Annotated in this window: 16 protein-coding genes and 3 pseudogenes; 5 read left to right on the plus strand and 14 right to left on the minus strand. The window is 71.7% G+C overall.

Annotated elements, in window-relative coordinates; genetic code table 11:
* Positions 1–240: 240 nt before the first annotated feature.
* From ACW69E_RS26170 to ACW69E_RS26180, 3 genes are all read right to left on the minus strand, one after another.
* Positions 241–2,316 (minus strand): ATP-dependent DNA helicase, encoded by a 2,076-nt coding sequence (locus ACW69E_RS26170; protein ID WP_457500766.1) that lies wholly within the window; start codon positions 2,314–2,316, stop codon positions 241–243.
* A 68-nt stretch (positions 2,317–2,384) separates the two neighbouring features.
* On the minus strand, positions 2,385–3,101 hold the full coding sequence (locus ACW69E_RS26175; protein WP_457500767.1) for a GNAT family N-acetyltransferase: 717 nt from the start codon (positions 3,099–3,101) through the stop codon (positions 2,385–2,387).
* A 29-nt stretch (positions 3,102–3,130) separates the two neighbouring features.
* On the minus strand, positions 3,131–5,110 hold the full coding sequence (locus ACW69E_RS26180; protein ID WP_457500768.1) for an IucA/IucC family protein: 1,980 nt from the start codon (positions 5,108–5,110) through the stop codon (positions 3,131–3,133).
* A gap of 284 nt (positions 5,111–5,394) precedes the next feature.
* On the opposite strand from ACW69E_RS26180, the gene ACW69E_RS26185 reads away from it, so the two are divergent.
* Positions 5,395–6,618: a trypsin-like serine peptidase gene (locus ACW69E_RS26185; protein ID WP_457500769.1), complete on the plus strand. Its 1,224-nt coding sequence runs from the start codon at positions 5,395–5,397 to the stop codon at positions 6,616–6,618.
* A 100-nt stretch (positions 6,619–6,718) separates the two neighbouring features.
* On the opposite strand, the gene panD is transcribed toward ACW69E_RS26185, so the two are convergent.
* The 3 genes from panD to ACW69E_RS26200 all read right to left on the minus strand — a co-directional run bounded on the left by panD (position 6,719) and on the right by ACW69E_RS26200 (position 8,458).
* Complete coding sequence (gene panD / locus ACW69E_RS26190) at positions 6,719–7,135, minus strand: aspartate 1-decarboxylase (protein WP_093662665.1); 417 nt, start codon at positions 7,133–7,135, stop codon at positions 6,719–6,721.
* A 266-nt stretch (positions 7,136–7,401) separates the two neighbouring features.
* Positions 7,402–7,680: a hypothetical protein gene (locus tag ACW69E_RS26195; RefSeq protein WP_457500793.1), complete on the minus strand. Its 279-nt coding sequence runs from the start codon at positions 7,678–7,680 to the stop codon at positions 7,402–7,404.
* 346 nt (positions 7,681–8,026) lie between these two features.
* Positions 8,027–8,458 carry a hypothetical protein gene (locus tag ACW69E_RS26200; RefSeq protein ID WP_457500770.1) on the minus strand — a complete coding sequence of 144 codons (432 nt, stop codon included), beginning with the start codon at positions 8,456–8,458 and terminating at the stop codon, positions 8,027–8,029.
* A 13-nt stretch (positions 8,459–8,471) separates the two neighbouring features.
* Between ACW69E_RS26200 and ACW69E_RS26205 the strand changes: the two genes are divergently transcribed.
* Both ACW69E_RS26205 and ACW69E_RS26210 read left to right on the plus strand, forming a co-directional pair.
* A complete protein-coding gene (locus ACW69E_RS26205; RefSeq protein ID WP_457500771.1) occupies positions 8,472–8,777 on the plus strand; it encodes a hypothetical protein in 306 nt (101 codons plus the stop codon).
* A gap of 307 nt (positions 8,778–9,084) precedes the next feature.
* On the plus strand, positions 9,085–9,471 hold the full coding sequence (locus ACW69E_RS26210; RefSeq protein WP_457500772.1) for a hypothetical protein: 387 nt from the start codon (positions 9,085–9,087) through the stop codon (positions 9,469–9,471).
* A 96-nt stretch (positions 9,472–9,567) separates the two neighbouring features.
* On the opposite strand, the gene ACW69E_RS26215 is transcribed toward ACW69E_RS26210, so the two are convergent.
* The 3 genes and pseudogenes from ACW69E_RS26215 to ACW69E_RS26225 all read right to left on the minus strand — a co-directional run.
* Positions 9,568–9,987: a hypothetical protein gene (locus tag ACW69E_RS26215; RefSeq protein ID WP_457500773.1), complete on the minus strand. Its 420-nt coding sequence runs from the start codon at positions 9,985–9,987 to the stop codon at positions 9,568–9,570.
* 1,051 nt (positions 9,988–11,038) lie between these two features.
* Positions 11,039–11,380 carry a hypothetical protein gene (locus ACW69E_RS26220; protein WP_457500774.1) on the minus strand — a complete coding sequence of 114 codons (342 nt, stop codon included), beginning with the start codon at positions 11,378–11,380 and terminating at the stop codon, positions 11,039–11,041.
* Between the two features lie 394 nt (positions 11,381–11,774).
* A pseudogene (locus ACW69E_RS26225) lies at positions 11,775–12,248 on the minus strand (RHS repeat-associated core domain-containing protein); the annotation flags it as partial.
* Between the two features lie 318 nt (positions 12,249–12,566).
* Between ACW69E_RS26225 and ACW69E_RS26230 the strand changes: the two are divergent.
* Positions 12,567–13,863: pseudogene (locus ACW69E_RS26230) on the plus strand (IS1380 family transposase); the annotation flags it as partial.
* Between the two features lie 151 nt (positions 13,864–14,014).
* On the opposite strand, the gene ACW69E_RS26235 reads toward ACW69E_RS26230, so the two are convergent.
* From ACW69E_RS26235 to ACW69E_RS26245, 3 genes and pseudogenes are all read right to left on the minus strand, one after another.
* Entirely contained in the window at positions 14,015–14,413 is a 399-nt protein-coding gene (locus tag ACW69E_RS26235; RefSeq protein ID WP_457500775.1) for a hypothetical protein, read from the minus strand.
* Between the two features lie 596 nt (positions 14,414–15,009).
* Entirely contained in the window at positions 15,010–15,327 is a 318-nt protein-coding gene (locus ACW69E_RS26240) for a hypothetical protein (protein ID WP_457500776.1), read from the minus strand.
* Between the two features lie 75 nt (positions 15,328–15,402).
* Positions 15,403–17,526, minus strand: a pseudogene (locus ACW69E_RS26245) (RHS repeat-associated core domain-containing protein); the annotation flags it as partial.
* Between the two features lie 66 nt (positions 17,527–17,592).
* Here ACW69E_RS26245 and ACW69E_RS26250 point away from each other — a divergent pair.
* Positions 17,593–18,231, plus strand: a complete 639-nt coding sequence (locus ACW69E_RS26250) for a hypothetical protein (RefSeq protein ID WP_457500777.1) — start codon at positions 17,593–17,595, stop codon at positions 18,229–18,231.
* Here the strand turns inward: ACW69E_RS26250 and ACW69E_RS26255 are convergent.
* Complete coding sequence (locus tag ACW69E_RS26255; protein WP_457500778.1) at positions 18,118–18,723, minus strand: response regulator transcription factor; 606 nt, start codon at positions 18,721–18,723, stop codon at positions 18,118–18,120. The genes ACW69E_RS26250 and ACW69E_RS26255 overlap by 114 nt on opposite strands.
* Positions 18,724–18,828: 105 nt before the next feature.
* Positions 18,829–20,328 (minus strand): GTPase HflX, encoded by a 1,500-nt coding sequence (hflX, locus tag ACW69E_RS26260; protein ID WP_457500779.1) that lies wholly within the window; start codon positions 20,326–20,328, stop codon positions 18,829–18,831.
* Positions 20,329–20,362 lie beyond the last annotated feature (34 nt).

Consider the following 20,362-nt stretch of genomic DNA (forward strand, 5'->3'; position numbering starts at 1 on the left):
CCCCCCCCCCCCCCCCGGGGGGGGGGCCGCCCCCCGCGCCGGGGGGGGGGGGGGGGGGGGGGGGGGGCGCCCCCCCCCCCCCCCACGACACCGGCCGCACGACGGCCGGAACGGGCCGCCCCGGGACCACTGCGCCGGTCCCGGGGCCCGGTTCGTATCCGTACCCCGGCGAAGCCCGGGCCTTTGGGCCCCGCCGGGTCTTTCCCCTGCTCCCTGCCGGGCTGCCTGGCCTGTCCGGCGCTACGCGTCCTCCCTGGCCGCGGCGTCGATGGCCGCCAGCGAACGGCGCACCTGGTTGCGGTCGGTGGTGTACCAGAAGTCGGGCATCGAGGCCCGCAGGAAACTCCCGTAGCGCGCCCGGGCCAGCCGCGGGTCCAGCACCGCGACCACTCCCCGGTCCCCCGTCGCCCGCACCAGGCGGCCCGCGCCCTGCGCCATCAGCAGCGCGGCGTGGGTGGCCGCCACCGCCATGAAGCCGTTCCCGCCCGCCTCCTCCACCGCCTTCTGCCGCGCGCTCATCAGCGGATCGTCGGGGCGCGGGAACGGGACGCGGTCCATCACCACCAGCTGGCAGTTCGGGCCCGGCACATCCACGCCCTGCCACAGCGACAGCGTCCCGAACAGGCAGGTCGCGGCATCCGCGGCGAAGCGCCGGATCAGCTCGCCCAGAGTCTCCTCACCCTGCAGCAGCACGGGTACGTCCAGCCGCCCGCGCAGCTCCTCGGCCGCCGCCTGGGCGGCCCGCATCGAGGAGAACAGCCCGAGCGTGCGCCCTCCTGCCGCCTGGACCAGCTCGGTCAGCTCGTCCAGCATGTCGCCGCGGCTGCCCTCCCGGCCGGGCGGTGACAGGTGCTGGGCGACGTAGAGGATGCCCTGCCTGCGGTAGTCGAAGGGCGAGCCGACGTCCAGCCCCCGCCACCGCGGGACCCCGGCATCCGTCTCCGCCGCGCCGCCCCCGTCCTCGCCGTCCTCACCGTCGGCGGCGCCCGCGCCCCCTGTCCCCCCGGTGCCTCCGGGGTGCTCGGCCGCTCCGCCCGCCTCGGTGACCCGTCCCTCGGCGCTCAGCCCGAGAGAGGCGCCCACCCCGTCGAAGTCCCCGCCGAGCTTGAGCGTGGCGGAGGCCAGGACCACCGACCGGTCCTCGAACAGCTTCTCCCGCAGCAGCCCGGACACCGCCAGCGGAGCGACCCGCAGCGAGGCGCCGTAGCGGTCGTGGCGCTCGTACCAGACGACGTCGTACTCCGAACCCTGGACGATGCGCTCGGCGACCGCGTGGACGTTCTCCACCGAGGCCAGGGCCTGGCGGCGGACGGCGTCCTCGTCCTGGACGGACCGGTCACGGGTGTTGCCCAGCGCGGTGATGACCGCGCGGGCCGCGTCGCGCAGCGCCGTCAGGGCGTACCCGAGGTCCTCGGGGATCTCCTCCAGCCGGCCCGGCAGCGCCAGCTCCATCAGCCGCTCGAAGCCCTCCGCGGCCGTCTGCAGCCGGTCGGCCTCCTTCTCGTCGACCAGCTTGGCCGCACGGCGCACCGCCCGGTTGACCCCGCCCGGCGTCAGCTCGCCGGTGGCCACCCCGGTGACCCGGGAGACCAACTCGTGCGCCTCGTCGACGATCAGGACCTCGTGGCCGGGGAGCACCGGCGCGCCCTCGATGGCGTCGATGGCCAGCAGCGCGTGGTTGGTGACGATCACCTCGGCGAGCTTGGCCCGCTCGCGCGCCGCCTCCGCGAAGCACTCCGCCCCGTAGGCGCAGCGGGTGGCTCCCAGGCACTCCCGCGAGGAGACCGACACCTGGGACCAGGCCCGGTCGGAGACGCCCGGGGTGAGGTCGTCGCGGTCGCCGGTCTCGGTCTCGTCCGCCCAGTCCCGCAGCCGCAGCAGGTCCTTGCCCAGCCGGCTGGTGGGGGCCGCCGCCTCGAAGGGGTCGAACAGGCCGTCCTCGTCGTCCTGCGGCACCCCCTCGTGGAGACGGTGCAGGCACAGGTAGTTGGAGCGGCCCTTGAGCATGGCGTACTCGGGCCGGCGGCGCAGCAGCGGATGGAGGGCCTCGACCGTGCGCGGCAGGTCGCGTTCGACCAGCTGCCGCTGCAGGGCGAGTGTCGCGGTCGCGATGACCGTGCGCTCTCCGTGCGCCAGGGCGGGCACCAGGTATCCCAGCGACTTGCCGGTCCCGGTGCCCGCCTGGACCAGCAGGTGGACGTTGCTGTCGATGGCCTCGGCCACGGCTTCGGCCATGGCGACCTGGCCGGGTCGCTCGGTGCCTCCGACGGCGGTGACGGCGGCGTGGAGGAGGTCGGTGAGGGCGGGCTTGGTCATAGGACCGCCACCTTACGCGGCGGCGCCGACAGCCGTGCCCGGTACGGTCCGCGGCCCACCCGGGGGAGTCACAGGGTGTGGCGCAGCGCCCGGTCGCGGACCACCACGGCGGCGCGTTTGCCCGGCAGGTCGGCCTCGGCGGCCAGCCGGAAGCCCGCCCGCAGGAAGGCCGCGACGGAGGGTGCGTTGCGGATGTCGGGCTCGGCGATGACGCGGCCGCACGCCGGCCGCCGGTCCAGGACGAGGTCCGAGACCGCCCGCAGCAGCACCGTGCCGACCCCGCGGCCCCGGTCCGCCGCGCCACCGATCAGCAGGTGCAGCCCGGTGTCGTGCGGGCGCACCGGGTGGTACCGGGCGAGCGGGTCGAGATCGGCGCGGTAGACCTCCCAGTAGCTCATGGGGACGCCCGAGAGCACACCCAGGCACGGCACGCTGCGCCCGTCTCCGCCGAGCTGGGCGCGCAGGTGGGCGGCGGTGGTCCCGGCGGGGCCGGCCAGGTGCCAGAACGCCGCCACCGCGGGGTCGTTCATCCAGGCGGTGATCAGCCGCAGATCGCGTTCGACGCGGACGGGGACGAGCCGGAAGACCCCGGCGGCCGTGGTGACCGGCCCCCAGTCGGCGACGCCGTCCAGCGGATCCGGCCGCGACGCGGGCTCCGGCCCGGTGCCGTACCGCGCGGCGGACTGGCCGGCGGGCGGGCCGGCTGCGTCGGTGCCCGCCGGGACGCGCGTGGCGGGTGTGACGGCTGTGGCGAGGGCGGTGCGGGCCGGTACACCGGTGGTCATGGCGGTGCCTCCTGGGCGGTCCGGGCGGTTCAGGGCTTCACCAGGGGATTGGCGACGGTGACGTAGACGGACTGGGTGTCCACCGGCCCGACCAGCTCGTCCAGTCCGTGCAGCCGGGTGAGGAGATTGGCCTTGCATCGCAGGACCGGGGAATCCAGCAGCAGAGCGGGCAGCGGCGACCTGCCGGAGCCGTCGCCGGGACGGTCGGCGCCGGCGAGGAAGCGGCGCAGCGCGGCGAGCAGCAGCCCCTCGTCGGCCAGGCCCTGGGAGCCGAACGCCCCGATGAGGCCCAGCATGTTGTTGACGCCCAGGTAGTAGGCGAAGCGCTCGTCGACGACCTCGTCGGCGACGAAGGTGTCGCTGTCCGCGCCGATGCCCGGCAGTCGCCGCCGGAGCGCCTCACGGTGGGACCGGCGGAAGTAGTAGCCCTGGTTGTCGCGGTAGCGGCCGCCCACCGGCCAGCCGTCGCCGTCGAGCAGGACCACGGTGTTCTGCTGGTGCGCCTCCAGGGCGACGCCCGCCTCGGCGTCCAGCCACAGCACGGGGCGCACGACGGTGTGGAGGTAGCGCAGGAACCACTCGACGGCGACGGTGGCCACCGGTCGTCCCGTACCGGCGGCGAGCCGGGTGACGGCGTCGGCCAGCCGGGAGCGGAGCGCGCCGCGGGGATCACCGGGCCAGGGCCGGGGAGAGGTCAGTCCGGCCAGGCACACGGCGTCGTCGCCGGGCCCGAAGGGGTTGTGGCGGATGACGGTGTCCAGTCCGGCCACCGGCTTCCCGCCGCCGTCGTCGACGGCGAGCCAGGCGGGGTCGCGCACGATGTCGAAGCCCGGGCGGCCGGGGAAGGCGGCCCGCCAGCGCGCGCCCAGGCCGGTGCGCAGCAGCCGGTGCACCTCCACTCCGCGATACAGCTCCTTGCGGAGGTTCTCCCGGCGGGAGTTGGTGATCCGCAGGCCCAGCGAGAGCTTGAGCATGGCGGGTACGCCGGGCCGGTGGACGGTGCGCACGGAGGACGTCGGATACCAGGGATCGCCGTGCGGGCCGAGGTCGTGCAGCAGACCGGCCTCCAGCAGCGCCGCGACGGCGGGTCGGTGCCGCACTTCCCGGGCCTGCCAGGGGTGCAGCGGAAGGGGGACCGTCCCCTCGGGCAGGCGCAGCCCGGGCCCGGCCAGCTCGGCGGCGATCCGTTCGGCGGGCACGGTCCGGCCGCGGTCGGTCCAGGCCGAGTCGGAGGCCAGCACGGAGCGGTCGACGGCCATCCAGTGCAGGGGGAAGGATCCGCGCAGCTCCGGGGACCAGTCGCGCGCCTCCGCGTCGGTGATGCCCTCGCGGCTCTTGGGCACCGGGTGCAGCGGATGCCCCAGGATCAGGGACTGCTCGCCGTCCAGGAACGGGTCGGCGGCCGACGGCCTCTCGGGGCGGGCGCGGCGGTCGGCGAGGAAGACGGCGGTACGGCGTACGGAGTCGGCGACCCGGCCGACCAGCTCCGCGCCCTCCCCCACGGCGGGACCCGGGGCCGTGGGGCCGCGGTGCGCGGCCTCCCGGGCCAGCAGGGCGGCCAGGGTCACGGCGTCGACGGGGGCGGTGCCGGGCGCGGCTCCCTCCAGGGCCGGCGGGCCGAAGCGGTGCCAGCCGGTGACGGACCAGTGGCGGACCGGTACCCGCAGCGCCAGGCCGCAGGAGGCCAGCGCGAGGCGGAGAACGGACCCGCCCGCGAAGCCGCCCGTTCCCTCGGGGCCGCCGGTGCCGCCGGGCCGGGGCAGGCCGTTCTCCCGCACCCAGCAGCGCAGCAGGTTCTCGGCGGCCGCGGCGTCGGCGGCCGCGACCGGGTCGGGGTGCTCCAGCGGGTCGTCCGCCTCCCGCTCACCGGTGTGCTCCTGCGGCACGGCGCGGCTCGACTGCCGGGGTACGACGGGTTCCGCGGGTTCCGCGATCACGGCGGGCCGTCCTCCCGCCGGGTCCGCCGCCTCCTGCGTCGTCATCCCGTCCGGAGCGGGACATGCGTTCACGGAAGTCTCCCTGGTGGTGAGGGCACCGCACCGGTGCGTGGTCGTCCGGTTCCCGTGGCACGGCGCCGCCGACATGGACGGCACCGTGTCCTCGCCCGTACCAACGACGGCGCCCCCGCCGGATCACGGTCCGGGGCAAGATCCCCGCCTCCCGAGGGAGTTGGAACCGCGGACCCGCCGTGCGCCGTCCCCCGCAGCACCGGCATAGTGGGGCCCGCCCCGCTCGGCGGGGCCCGTGTCAGGCCGCCAGGTGCGGCGTTCCGTTCCAGGGGGATTCTCAGTCCATGTCAGCTACGAGCAGGAGGCGGTCCGCGCTGGCCGCAGCGGCGATCGCCGCGGCCCTGGCCGTCACCGCCGCCGCGTGCGGCCCCGCCGAGGACGAGTCCGGTGCGCAGGCCAGTCCCGGTGCCACCGCGCCGGACGGGGAGGGCGGGAAGGGCGGACCCGGCATCGACGGCCTGCGTCTGCCGGAGGAACTGCCCGCCGCCCTCAAGGACTTCGACCCCGAGAAGTGGAAGAACGGGGAGTGGCGGAACTGGGACAAGGACGACTGGCTGCGTGAGGCCAGGGACTTCGTCAACCCGATCATCGAGGGCCTGTGGGACCCGGACCGGATGAAGGACGCCGAGGAGAACGACCGCAGGGTCGACCCCGACACCGGTGACGGGAGCACCGGTGGTGAGGGCGACGAGGGCGTCACCGACCCCGACCCCGCGCCGAGGAAGGCCCGGCCGGTCGCGACGCCGTACCGGGAGAACGCCCCGGCGGTGGGCAAGGTGTTCATGGACACCCCCAAGGGCCCCATGGTCTGCTCCGGCACCGTCGTCGAGGACCCCCGCAGCCCGGGGAAGTCCAATCTGGTGGCCACCGCCGGGCACTGCGTGCACGCGGGCTCGTCCGGCGGCTGGTTCCGCAACGTCGTCTTCGTGCCCGCCTACAACGACTCGGCGCTGAAGGTCTCCGAACTGGAGCAGGCCTCCCCCACCGATGTCGCCCCGCACGGCGTGTTCTGGGCGACCTGGGCGCAGACGACCGAGCACTGGATCTCCGACGGCGCCGAGACCGGCGGTCTGGGCGCCTCGCAGGACTTCGCCGTGCTGCGGGTGGAGGCCGAGGACAAGAGCGGCAAGTCGCTGGAGGAGACCGTCGGCACCGCCGTACCGGTCGACTTCGGCAAGCCGTCGGTGGCCTCCCTCTCCTCCGTGCGGGCCTACGGCTACCCCGCCGCCCCGCCCTTCGACGGGCTCACCATGCACACCTGCACCGACCGCCCGGGCCGACTGACCCTGAGCGAGTCGGAGTCCACGATGTACCGCATCGGCTGCACCATGACCGGCGGTTCCTCCGGCGGCGGCTGGTTCGCCGAGGGCTCCTCCGGTGGGCAGACGCTGGTGTCGGTCACCTCCATCGGCACAATCGACCACACCTGGCTGGCCGGTCCGCGGCTGGGCGAGGAGGCCGAGGGCGTCCTGGAGGGCGTCAGCGAGAAGTTCGCCGGCAAGAACTGAACGCGCCGGAGACGGTACGCAAAGGGCCCCGCCGCTCCCTTCGGGGGAGCGGCGGGGCCCTCGGCCTGTCCGCGGGTGCGGGGGCGGTACGCCCGGTGGGTCAGACCATGGCCATCGGGCTGCGCACCGTGTCGCTGCCGGGCACCGGCTCGGACGGGTCGCTGCCCAGCTCCACGATGCGGTTGTCGGCGTCGACGTGCACCACCGCGGGCCGGTGGGAGCGGGCCTCGGCGTCGTCCATCTGCGCGTAGCTGATGAGGATCACCAGGTCCCCGGGGTGGACCAGGTGCGCGGCCGCGCCGTTGATCCCGATCACCCCGGAGCCGCGCCGCCCCTCGATGACGTAGGTCTCCAGGCGGGCGCCGTTGGTGATGTCGACGATGTGGACCAGCTCTCCGGGCAGCAGGTCGGCGGCCTCCATCAGGTCCGCGTCGATCGTGACGGACCCCACGTAGTGGAGATCCGCCTCGGTGACCGTGGCACGGTGGATCTTCGACTTGAACATGGTGCGCAGCACGGTGCCGACTCCTCGAAGGTGGGTAGGGTCGCGCTCCCGGGACGGGATGCGCGCCGTCCTGCCCATCGTACGGCCGCGCCCCCGGCCGCCCGGTGGAGCGTGCCCCGGATCACGGTCGGCCGACGGAAGCCGGGCGGTGCGGTGCGGTGACGATGCCTTCGGGGGGCTCTGAACGCTCGTGGTCTCCAGCCGTTCCAGCCGATGTGACGTCCGGACGCGGGGACGCGTGCCGTCTCCACCGCACCACCCCGCGGAGGCGGGCCCCCTCACCTCGCGGCGGGCGCCCACGGCATGTCCGACATGAAGCGTTTCCGGAGGACCGTTCCGGGGGCCGTGAGGGCCGCTTCGACCGCCTCTGCCGAGATCGCGCCGCTCGTGGCCCGCCTTGGGACCTTGAGATAGCCGCAGGCCCGGACGAGGTCCACGGCCGAGGCCCAGGTGTCGGCGGCCACGACCACCTCGTCCAGGGCGTCGCACGCGTTGGTCGCGTCGACCAGGACCGCGTACGCGACGGCGAGGTCTGCCACGCGCGCCCCGGCGGTCATGTCCCCCACGTTCTCTCCCTCCGGTAAGGGCAGCGGGACCGCACTATGCGCGACCTCGCCATCTGCTCCCCTGGCAGAGGACCGGACGATGTGGACCGCCTGAGTACGGCTGGTGCCTGTGACGGTGGGCACCGGCCGTCCGGGGTCACCGGACGTTCCCCGGTGTGCGGTTCGAACGCGTTGACCCGCCCTGTCCCCAGGCGTGGAAGGGGTGCTCGGCCGTGGCGGTGATCTGCCGGGGCCGCACGTCGCCGTCCGTGCCCCTCGAAGGGGGCAGACAGCTTGCGCGTATACAGGTGCGGCCCCCTGGCCGGAAACCGCAGCACCCGCCCACCCGCTTCCTCTCTCACCCGGCGATCAAGGGCCGCTCCCAGGGTTGTGGTTCCTCGTCCGGACCGAGGCGTCTCGTGGCGGAGCAGCGGACGCCCCCGACGGCATGTTCCAGAACCGCGATGGAGGAGAACGGGAAGGAACGCCGTCTCGTGATGGTCGCCCGGCCGGAGAAAATGCCCAGGAGCAGTTCCCCGACGTCCGCGCAGGCCACGTCCTCGAACACCCAGTCGTCGAGTAGCAGGCGCACCGACGACGCGGCCGGTGATCCTCCCATCAGCCCGATGTACACGTCGGAGCCGGAGATGTCGCCGCTCCAGTCGGCGAACCAGCCGCCCCCTTCGACATCGCGCCGGGCGAAAGCGGTGTCCGGCGTCCCGAGGGAGCGCAGGGCCGCCTCCGCCCGCGCCACCGCAGGAGGCCTCGTGCCCCTCTCCGCGTCCGTCACGAAACCTCCCCGTGTGGATCCCGATGCCTGCCTCCGTTCCGAGCACGGTGTGGGCGGCTTCGGCACCGAGCGTCTTCCCGAAGCCTACAGCGCTCCGTTCCACACTCCGGTTCCCACAGTTCAGGATGCCCTCATCCCTCCCGATTTCGACGAGAACAAGGAATTCGACATCATTATCCTTGATGGTCGGAGGAATTTTTTGCTCGATTTCCCATCTGCCGGACAGCCCGCTTCGTGGAATCGCAAGGCTGGTCCTGGCGGTGTCCACCAATGGCCCGCATCACGGCTCCTGAAGCCAGGAGGAGCAGGCCCGGGCTGAGCACGGGGAGCCCCGGGCCAGGAAGAACGTACATAGCTGCTCCGAGAACCGTGACTACGGCACCGGTCGGCATCAGCACGATGCCGATTCGCGAGAGGGACATGGTTTCTCCTTGGCTGCCGACCTGTCCGGCCGATGGGTGAGGCGTTCAGTCGTGGTGATCCATGCGGTGCCTTCCGGCCCCGAAGGTGGTTCCCGCAAAGGATCAGCATTCCCAGGAGGTCTTCGAGGAGTCGGCATACCGCATGTGATGCCGGTGGGTTTGTGGGTGTGGTGCTCCGGGGGCGGGTCCGGGAGACTGGTCCGCATGCCGAAGAAATCATCTCGCCGCGGCGGAGGCTTCGCGCGGATACTGCAGTCGCTGGGGCCGGCGGAGGAGACCGGCGGCGAGTTCGTCCCGTCTCCGGCGACCGCAGGACTTCTCGTCGACGGCGACGGCGACGCATGGGTGCTGACCAAGCACCCGCTCGACGCCCGGATGGCCAGGCGGCTCATGCGCCGGGCCGACGTGGTGATCATCGGTGACGGCGCGGGCGATGTCCTGCGCCGCGTCGGGACGGCTGCGCAGGACAGGGAAGCTGCGTGGGCCGAGGTCGAAGACCGCCTCGGCCGCGAGGGCCACCCCAGCTACGCGGCTTTTCGCGGACAGTCCGACGACGGAAGGAGACTGCTCTACATCGAGCAGTCCTGCTGAGAGGCGTACCGGTTCGTGCGGTCAGCCGCCCGCGCGCGAGCCGTTCCCGTCCCCGTCGCCTTCATGCATGTCCGTGCCGGGGGACTGCCCCGCCCATCACACGGCCGACCGTGATCCGGGTCGCGGCCTGTCGGCCGCCGCCTCCCCGGCCCGCGGCGCAGACCAGCACCGCAGATAACGCCCCCTGACCGGCCACACCACCGGGGACAGCGCGCACCAGACCGCCAAAACCGCCACCGGCACGGCGGAGCCCGGGTCGAGCAGAAGGGAAACGGCCCCCTCCAGAAGACCGGCCGGGTCTCCTCCGAAGAAGACCGGGCCGCAGATGATCCCCACCGCGAACACCACCACGACCCCGGCGGCCAGCCAGGACAGGAACCAGGCGAACCGCTCGGCGGCCGTGGCACGCGAAAACCCCTCACGCCACCGTCCGGCCGTGTCCGGGTGGTTCACGCCGGGCGGGAAGAAGAGGGCCACCAGGACGTAGCCCAGCAGGACCGTGGCCGGAAGATCCACCGCGAACGACAGGAGGCCCTCCCCCCCCTCGCGACCGCCGTCCCCGCGGTCACCGCGGTCAGGAACCACACGTTCCGGAACGCCACCGCGGCCCGGAATCCCAGCCTCCCCGGCCCCGCCGGGCTCCGCCCGCTCCCAGCCGGACCGTCGACCTGCTGGAACCCATTCATGCTTCCTCCCCCACAACGAGCGGTGCAGCAGGGGACCGGAAGATCCGGCACCCCTGTCCAGTCCCCCGGCCAGGACGACCGCAGTGGCACCCGTGCAGGCTGTCCGACCATTCGCCCTCGCAACCCGGTGGATGAAAGTCTCACCACGCGGGCCTTGGAATCGGCCGGTCATCCTACTGCGCCGGAACCCCGCCCCCAGACCGCCTTTCCTTTCTCGCCGCCCATCTGCGTCGGAAAGATGGGAGCAGCACAAACCCAACGATACCGGCACCGACTGGAGGCAGAACAAACAACCAAGTATCAAGAAGGAAAACGGATGAAATAAAGAGCGACACCACATACATGGCAGATTGGGAGATTCTGTGCATTTCATTCCCTCTCGGAGGCGGGACGCTCGTCCGCGAACAGCTGGGCCGCTGGGCCCGGTTCTTGAAAACCGGACCCAGCGGCAGACTGTCGGCCTGGAATTCATAGTTCACCAAGCGTTTCCTGCACTCCGGACGTACACAACCGCCGAAAGGAGCAGAAGCCAGGAAACGACGATCGCAGCTCTGGCCGCCTTGCCGACGGCCTTCTTGGTCCAGCGGCCCCAAGTGATCAGCAACAGCAAACTACATCCACCCAGAAATGCCGAAATGACATGACTTGTAACGTAAGGGTCGATGCATTGCGCGAAACACCCTAAAACGGGTGACGGCTTTCAGGGGGAGGGCCCGCCGGGTCCGGCAGCCCGACCCGAGGCGGTCTGCCGCCCCCGGCCGACGTCGGCTACGTCCGTGCGGGCACAGGCGTGCACACACCCGTCCGCTCCCGGACACCTTCTCGCTCCTGGTCGCGGACAACCGCACCCACAACTGGCCACTGCGCGGCACACGCCTTCGTCAGCTGCCGGAGCGTCGACCGCGCCGGAACAACCGCTGCGACAGGGACCGGGACAAGGGCTCCTCACGCGAGAAGAACTCCCAGCTCAACCGTTCCGCTTCGTCCGCGTTCGCCCAGACGACCGCCAGCTCCTCGTCGAGCACGTACGGCAGATCGCCCTCGGTGGGGATCAGCCGGTCGCCGACGTCCTTTCCGGGCTCCCGTTCCGCCTCGGCGATACGAGGGTCAGTCCAGTAGAGGAGCCATGCGCCCTCGGCGTAGGGCTCCAGCAGTACAACACAGCCGGCCGGCTGTCCCTTGGCCGCTTTGCCGATCCGGTTGCCCTCGGGCTTCACCACCATGGCGCCCGCCTTCTCGGCTTCCGGTGCTGGATGTGCAGGTTCCGGTGCAGATGATGTCCCCTCTGGTACCGCTCGATGTTGGACACGTACCCGCCCTGGTTCCTCTTCCCGCAGCGGAGCGCCAGTGCTTGTTCCCCTTGTGGTACCAGCGTGCCTTGCCGTTCCGGGTTCAGGTGCGCGTGACGCCACGCCAGCCGACATGCATCTTTCCGGCCAGCCAGCTCGACGCGCGAGTAGCTCGTATCGACGACTTCCCGGCGTTGAAGGCGCGGACCACGCGATACGCCCTGACTCCCCAGGCCACAGCGCCCAGTCCCGGCACGAACGTGGCAGCCGTCAACGCGATGTTCCACTTGTCGCGCCAGGCCCACCGTCCGACCTTGTGGTATCAGGCCTTGCCGTCGAGGTCGAACTGGTTGACGGGGTCGCCGGGGTAGCCGTAGGCGTTGAGGTTGCCGCCGTAGACGGGGTCGATGGACAGGAACCGGCCGGTGGCCGGGTTGTAGAGGCGGACGCCCATGAGGGTGAGGCCGGTGAGGGTCTCGGTGGAGCGCTGCTTGGCGCCGAGCCAGGTGTAGCGGGTGACCGACTGGCCCGGTCGGAGGTTGCCGTACTCGTCGCTGTCCAGGGCGACAGGGGCCTTGGTGGTGTCCAGCGGGAACTGGAGGGCGATGTCGCCGTGGATGTTGGACAGCTGCAGGACGGTGTCGCCGGTCCTGCCGGTGGTGGCGGCCAGGTCCCCGGAGACGGAGTCGACGTTGCGGGTCAGGGCCCCGGTGGCGGTGTCCTCCACGATCCAGCGGGGATTGTCGCCGTCGTAGTGGTTGCGCTTGGACGCCGTCTGCGTCCAGGAGGTGCCGCTTGCCGTCGGCGGCCTGCCGGTGCGCCGGGGGTGTTCCTCTCCTGCAGAAGGGCGGCTCCCGCCCTTCTGCAGGAGAGGAAGCCGCCCTGTATGACTGCTGCTGATCAACCGATGAACTCAGGTTTCATCCACAGACCGCTGAAGTGGCCGGCGTCATCGATCCCGAGCACCGTTCCCTCCGCGAACAGGAGGGCCTCGCTAGCCTCACGCTTTCATGAAGCGGGCTGTCCGACAGGCGGTCAGGTAAGCGAAAAGTGCCTCTGACCAGCGAGAATGAGGATTGCTGAGGTCCTTGTTCCCGCTCCTGTCGGAGGCACTTTCCAGGTGAAGCAGCCTACCGGGTCCTACCCCCATGTCCGTGTCCAGGATGACGGCCGAGCCGTGGTCTCCCAGGCCGGGTCGGTCCTGCTGGACGTCGCCCTGGCGGTGGCGCTGGGCGGGGACTGCCTCGCGGACGTCGCGATGCTGCGGGCCGAGCCGGCCGTCTTCGGCCCGGTCGCCTCCGATCCGACCGTCTCCCGCCTGATCGACACCCTCGCCACCTCCGGCGAGAAGGCCCTGACCGCCATCCGGTCCGCACGGTCCGAAGTCCGGCAGCGGGTCTGGTCCCTGGCCGGGGAGAATGCCCCGGACGCCGACGGACAGGTCACGGTCGACCTCGACGGCGTCCTGATGATCGCACACTCCGACAAACAGGACGCGGCCGCGACCTGGAAGAAGACCTACGGCCATCACCCACTGACGGCCTTCGTCGACCACGGCCCGGGCAGCACCGGAGAGCCGGTCGCCGCCCTGCTCAGGCCCGGGAACGCGGGCTCGAACACCGCCGCCGACCACATCACCACCGCCCGCCTCGCCCTGGCCCAACTACCGAAGACCTACCGGCGCGGGCGGCAGACCCTCATCCGCTGCGATTCCGCCGGCGGCACCCATGCCCTCGTGTCCTGGCTCGCGCAGCGAGGACGCTGGCTGTCCTACTCGGTCGGCATGGTGATCACCGAGACCATCCACAGCCACGTCCTCAAGATCCCGGCACCGGCCTGGACGCCGGCCGTCGAAACGGACGGCGAGATCCGCGACGGCGCCTGGGTCGCCGAACTGGCCAGCGACGTCCTTCACGGCTGGCCGAAAGGGATGCGGCTGATCGTCCGCAAGGAAAGACCGCATCCCGGGGCCCAGTTGAGGATCACCGACGCGGACGGCATGCGGATCACCTGCTTCGCCACCAACACCCCGGGCCGGCCGATCGCCGAGCTCGAGCTCCGCCACCGGCTGCGGGCCCGGGCCGAGGACCGTATCCGCGCCGCCCGCGCGACCGGCCTGCGCAACCTGCCCCTGCACCGCACCGCCCAGAACAAGGTCTGGCTGGAGATCGTCCAGCTCGCCCTGGATCTGCTGGCTGGGGGCACCCCCGGACGAAGTCTGGGGGAGGCTGCCGATGCTCGCCCTGACCGGCGCCGCCCGCCTCTGGGAACCCCGCCGCCTGCGGCTGCGCCTGTTCACCGCGGCCGGCCAGCTCGTCACCACCGGCCGCCGCCGCATCCTCCGCCTCGCCCGGCACTGGCCCTGGACCGGCCACATCACCGCCGCCCTCGAACGGCTCGCCCTCCTGCCCAACCCGGCTGACCAACGGATTCGCCTGTCCCTACGAGAAGAGGACCCAGCCCGGAGCAGTGGAACCCGGCGCCCACCCGAGGCGACACTCGGGCCCTCGGGATGCCCGCCATCAGCCACCGAAAACGAGACGGTCCGCCGACTCCGTCGGCGGACCCTCACGAAAGATCAAGGCTAGTGGGTGCGGCCCCGGCCACCAGCACCCAGCCGGTTCTCCCGTCCAGGACGACATCATGGCGCATGTCGTCGACGAGGACGGCCATGCCGGGTATGGAATCCCTCCCGGAAACTCGCACGGACCCAGCTTGGTACCGGGGCGGGGTCACCTTGCCAGACTTCCAGGACCGGCGCGGAACGTATCCCGTGGCGAACAGCAGGGCGCCGGTGGCCAGGGAAACACTCAGATCCACCGGCCCCACCGTGATGTCCGCCCGGTTCTGTTTCTCCACAAGTCCCGCGGAGGAGCCGTTCTCCTCGAAGAAGAAGGACTGCTCGTCCTCGAGGTAGAGAAGCTTCCCGGCCGTAGGAACTCGCTCCCGATCGAAGTGAAATATCACAGCCTACCGTCCCCTGAACTGGTGGTGCAGGATTTTCCGTGTTCTGTAGTTGACCACCAGTTCTTAGTGTCCACGGCGACCGTTGAACGATCCCTTGGCCCGCCAGACGATGGCGTGGCGCGCGCCTCTCGGATCACGCGTCGACCGCCCCTCGCGAAGTTGCGGGGGTGATGGCGCGAGTGGATATACGGCCGGCTCCACCTGCTCTGTACGGCGACTTTGAGCACGTCGAGACTCTCCTGGACGAACACGACGGAGCCGCCGAGTGGGTGGTGGGCGGCGGTCGGCAGGCCCCGGTAGTCACGCGAAGCCCTTACGTCCGTTCCGGTGGAGCCGTGGCCAACCGCGACCGACGACCCGGTCCATAGCAGGCCAGAGCCTCGATCGAGACTTGACGGAAGCCGCCCCGGATGGGGCGGCCAACCGGGAACGTCCCCGACCACGTCTCGGTCCGGACCGGACCGGGTCCAGCGCCGGCCTCCCAGCCACGCGCGGCCACGTACGCCGCGGAGCTCCCGACCACGCGGTGTGCTCAGCGATCGGCCGGCACCGGTATAACCGGTCCCAAGGCACGGTGCGGCTCCGCAGCAGCGTGGTCACCAGCCGGTCACCGCGTGGATCTGCTCCTTCTCGTCGGTCGTGGCAGGGCGGAAAATCAGGTCCTCGCCGTACCAGGAGACACACCCCCCCATCAGTTCCTGGTTCAGGGCCTCCAGATCGTCGGTCTCGAACATGTCCGTGACGTCGGCCTCCGCTCCTGAGGTGGCCGTCTGGTACCGGTAGATCTGGATGTACTCTTCACGCTCCGCGTCGTCGTAGACGAGTTCGCCGGTCTTGACCCGCAGGTAGAACTCCAGGCCCGCCGAATCCCGTCCGATCCCGATCAGACCGTTGACCTGCTGGAACCTACTCATGTTTCCCCTTTCTCACCGCGAGCGGCGCGGCGGGGGTGCCGGAAGACCCGGCACCCCCTGTTCACTCAATCGCTTCTAACGACCGCGGTGGTACACGTGGTAGTTATTCGGCCACTTGCCCTTGCGCCCCGTACGCCACTGGAAGTTCGACTTCCAGTGGCCGTCGGCCTTGCGCTCGGGGGCTCGCCACTGCCGTGTCCTGTCACGCGAGATGTAGCCTCGCCCGCCGTTGTCGGTCCTGAATCTCCTGGCACCTCTGCCGACCCACATCCGCCCGGCAAGCCGAGAAGTGGCTCGCGTGGACCGAATGCCGCCGGCCATACCCCTCGTCGCACGAGCGACGCGCACGATGCGGTAGGCACGGTAGGCCCAGGCCGCCGCTCCGAGGCCGGGGATGAAACCGGCCGCCGTCAGGGCTATGTCCCACTTGTTCCGCCAGGCCCACTTGGCGACTCGGGACTTTTTGAACTTCTTCCACTTGTTCTTGGCCCAGCCCCATTTGCCATCGAGGTCGTAGCGGTTGAGCGGGTCGGCGTTGACATACTCGTAGGCATTGGCGTTGCCGCCGTAGACCGGGTCGATGGACAGGAACCGGCCGGTGGCCGGGTTGTAGAGGCGAACGCCCATGAGGGTGAGGCCGGTGAGGGTCTCGGTGGACCGCTGCTTGGCGCCGAGCCAGGTGTAGCGGGTGACCGGCTGACCTGCCCGGGGGTTGCCGTACTCGTCGCTGTCCAGGGCGACGGGCGCCTTGGAGGTGTCCAGCGGGAGCTGGAGGGCCACATCACCGTGGATGTTGGACAGCTGCAGGACGGTGTCGCCGGTCCTGCCGGTGGTGGCGGCCAGGTCCCCGGAGACGGAGTCGACGTTGCGGGTCAGGGCCCCGGTGGCGGTGTCCTCCACGATCCAGCGGGGATTGTCGCCGTCGCCGTCGTAGTGGTTGCGCTTGGACGCCGTCTGCGTCCAGGAGGTGCCACTGCCGGTCTCCACCGTCCAGGAGCGGAAGCGCAAATCGGCGTCCAGCGTCCAGGTCTGCCGCTTGCCGCCGGCGGTCTGCCGGTGGACCAGGTCGTTGGCGTAGTAGCCGATCGTGCCGTTGCCGGGCGCCGCGGTGGTACGGCCGAAGGCGTCGTAGGCGTAGCCGGCGTCGACCAGGCGGTCGGCGCTGTCGTAGGTGTGGCTGGTGGTGCCTCCGGTGCTGGGGCAGTCGGCGCCGGGCGCACCGGCCGCGGTGGTCAGGGATTTGCGGTTGGTCCGGGCGTCGAAGGTATATGCGCGGCGCGTGCAGACCGTGTCGGCGGTGTCCTCGACGGTGGTGAGGCGGCCGATCGCGTCGTAGCGGTAGGTCTGGCCGGACCAGCCCGCGTGGCTGGTGACCTGCCCGTGGACGGACTCGGTCACCGTGTCCGAGTAGACCAGAGTGCCGTCGCTGTCGCGGGTGTAGGTGCGTTCGGTGGTCGAGCCGGTGGTGTCCTCGGTGATGGTGAGGGTGTGGCCGCCGGGCAGTTTCTCGGTGGCGACCGAGCCGTCGGCGTCGTAGGTGGCCGAGAAGGCTCCTGCGACGGAGTCGGTGGTCTTCGTCACTAGGCCGCGGGGCTCGGTGGTGTGGTCGTAGGTGTAGGTGATGGTGGACGGGACGGTGTCGGTGGCCTTCGCCGGGCGGTCGAGCAGGTCGTACTCGGTGGTGGTCTTCCCGCCGTCGGCGTCGGTGTAGGAGATGAGGCGGCCGAGCCGGTCGTAGGCCCGGGTGATCGTGCCGCCGGTCGGCGAGATCGTCTTGACGGCCTGGCCGGTGGCCGGGTCGTACTCGGTGGTGGTCTCCGGCACCGCCTGCCCGACACCGCCGGTGGTCTTCACCGTGGTGGGACGGCCCGCGTCGTCGTGGGACGCGGTGGTGGTGTGGGTGACGCCGTTCGCGGTCTCGGTGACCTTGGCCGCGTTGCCCCACCAGTCGTACTCGGTGGTGGTGGTCGGCAGCTGGGCGGGGTTGGTCCCGCCTCCGGTGATCGCGCCGCCGGGCGAGACCGAGCAGACCAGGTCGGCCCACTCCGGACGCCCGGCGCAGGCACCGGTGCCGCTCGCGGACCAGTAGGTCGTCACCCGGGTGGCGGCGTCGGTGCCGGTGGCACCGGGCAGCAGTTGCCTGGTGACCCGGCCCTGTCCGTCGTACTCGGTGGCCTCGGTGATCGCCAGGCCGCCCGGCTGGCCGAGCAGCGCGAACGCGACCGGGTCGCCCGGGACCTGCACGATCTGCTGGGGTCCTCGCTGGTGTCGATAGCGGTCCGGTGCGAGTCCGCGCTGCACCGTGCGGGGACCTGTGGTGCGGGCTCGCCCGCTTCGCAGGACTCCACCCGGCGCGCGCTGGCCGAGGCCGCGGCGCTGGCCCGCCGTACGCACGCCGAGGTACGGGCGGTGGCGCACGGGCGGCTGTCGGTGTCACTGCAGGCCGAGATCGTCCACGCCCGGCGGCTGCTCACCCAGGCCGGCATCACCACCCGTGTCACCGCCCCGCCGGACAGTCGGCTGTCGCCGGCCGTGGGCAACTGCCTGGGCGCGGCGCTGCGGGAGGCCACCGGCAACCTCCTGCGGCACAGCCGGGCCGTGAACTGCGAGATCGCCGTGAACGAGCACGACGGGCGGGTGGAGCTCACCGTCGCCAACGACGGCGCTCCGCGCCGCCGGCCGCTCACCGGCGCGGGGCTGGCCGGTCTGGCGGCCCGGGCGGCGGTGCTCGGCGGCGCCCTGACCTTCGCGGCCGGGGACGGATCGTTCCGGCTGTCGGTCGTGCTGCCGCTAGATCCAGCCGTTGCGCTCGGCGATCCTGACGGCGTCGACGAGGGTGCGGGCGTGGAGTTTGCCCACCGCGGAGGATATGCGGTTGCGCACCGTACCCACGCCGAGGAATAGCTCCGCGGCGATCTCCCGGGCCCCCGCCCCGCCCGCGGACAGCCGCAGCACCCCGGCCTCACGCGCGGTCAGCGGGTTCTTCCCCAGTTCCGAACTCAGTTCGGCCAGGCGGGGATCGACGGCCCGTCCCCCGGACGCGACGGTGCGCACGGCCGAGGCGAGCTCACCCGGCGTGGCGGTCTTCAGCAGATAACCCGCCGCTCCGGCGTCCAGGGCCCTGCGTAACAGTCCGGGGCGGTCCAGCGCGGTGAGCATCAGGCAGCGGCACGCCGGAAGCCTCTCGCGCAGCCGTGCGGCCACCGAGATGCCGTCCAGACCGGGCAGATCGATGTCGAGGACCACGACGTCGGGCCCGTGCCGCAGGGCCGCCTCCAGCGCGGACGGGCCGTCGGCCGCCTGCCCGGCGACCTCGATGCCCAGTTGCCCGCCCAGGATCTCCGCCAGTCCCGCCCGCACCACGTGCATGTCCTCGGCGACCAGCACTCTGATCATGAACTCAGTATGCCCGCCCCTCCCCCACCGCACGGCCGCGGGCCCGCCCCCGAGGAGGGGACGGGCCCGGTGCGCGCTGTCGCGGGGCACGTGCGGTGCCGGGGGTCAGGCCCCCGTGCCCGCGGTCACGTACGCCCTGAGTTCGGCCGCCAGCTCCTCGTGGACGCGGGCCGTGAGCAGCGTGCCGCCCTCGGTGTGCTCCGTGGAGAGGATCTCCCCGTCGGCGTGGACCCGGGACACCAGGTCGCCGCGGGTGTAGGGCACCAGCGCCGTCAGCTCCACGGCCGGGCGCGGCAGCTCCCGGTCGATCAGCTCCAGCAGCTCCTCGATGCCCTGCCCGGTGCGGGCGGAGACGGCGATGGCGTGCTTCTCGGCGCGCAGCAGCCGCGCCAGCATGAGCGGATCGGCCGCGTCCGCCTTGTTGACCACCACGATCTCGGGCACCTCCACCGCGCCGACGTCCCGGATCACCTCGCGCACGGCGGCGAGCTGCTCCTCCGGCGCCGGGTGCGAGCCGTCGACCACGTGGAGGATCAGGTCGGCGTCACCGACCTCCTCCATCGTGGAGCGGAACGCCTCGACGAGGTGGTGCGGCAGATGGCGTACGAAGCCGACGGTGTCGGCCAGGGTGTACGCGCGCCCGCTGGGGGTCTCGGCACGGCGTACGGTCGGGTCGAGGGTGGCGAACAGCGCGTTCTCCACCAGCACGCCCGCGCCCGTGAGCCGGTTGAGCAGCGAGGACTTGCCCGCGTTGGTGTACCCGGCGATGGCGACCGAGGGCACCTTGTTGCGGCGCCGCTCCTGCCGCTTGACGTCGCGGCCGGTCTTCATCTCCGCGATCTCCCGGCGCATCTTCGCCATCTTCTCGCGGATCCGCCGCCGGTCCGTCTCGATCTTGGTCTCACCGGGACCACGGGTGGCCATGCCGCCGCCGGAGGACCCGGAGCCGCCACCGCCCATCTGCCGGGACAGCGACTGGCCCCAGCCGCGCAGCCTGGGCAGCATGTACTGCATCTGCGCGAGCGAGACCTGCGCCTTGCCCTCGCGGGACTTGGCGTGCTGGGCGAAGATGTCGAGGATCAGGGCGGTGCGGTCCACCACCTTGACCTTGACGACGTCCTCGAGGTGGATCAGCTGGCCGGGGCTGAGCTCACCGTCGCACACGACGGTGTCGGCCGCGGTCTCGACCACGATGTCGCGCAGCTCGTGCGCCTTGCCGGAGCCGATGTAGGTGGCCGGGTCCGGCTTGTCACGGCGCTGGATCACACCGTCGAGGACGAGCGCGCCCGCGGTCTCGGCCAGGGCTGCGAGCTCGGCGAGGGAGTTCTCGGCGTCCTGCGCGGTGCCGGAGGTCCACACGCCCACGAGCACCACGCGCTCCAGCCGCAGCTGCCGGTACTCGACCTCCGTGACGTCCTGGAGTTCGGTGGACAGGCCCACGACGCGGCGCAGGGCGGCGCGCTCGGAGCGGTCGTACTGGTCACCGTCACGCTCGCCGTCGATGTCCTGGCTCCAAGCGACGTCCTCCTCCATCAGGGCGTCGGCTCGGCGGTACGTCTCGGCGAGGCGCTGGCCGTTCTGCGGAAGGGAGGAAGAGAAGGTCAAGTGAGTCCTTACGTCGATGGAGTGAAGGTATCCG

This window comes from Streptomyces sp. SS8 (assembly GCF_054072955.1).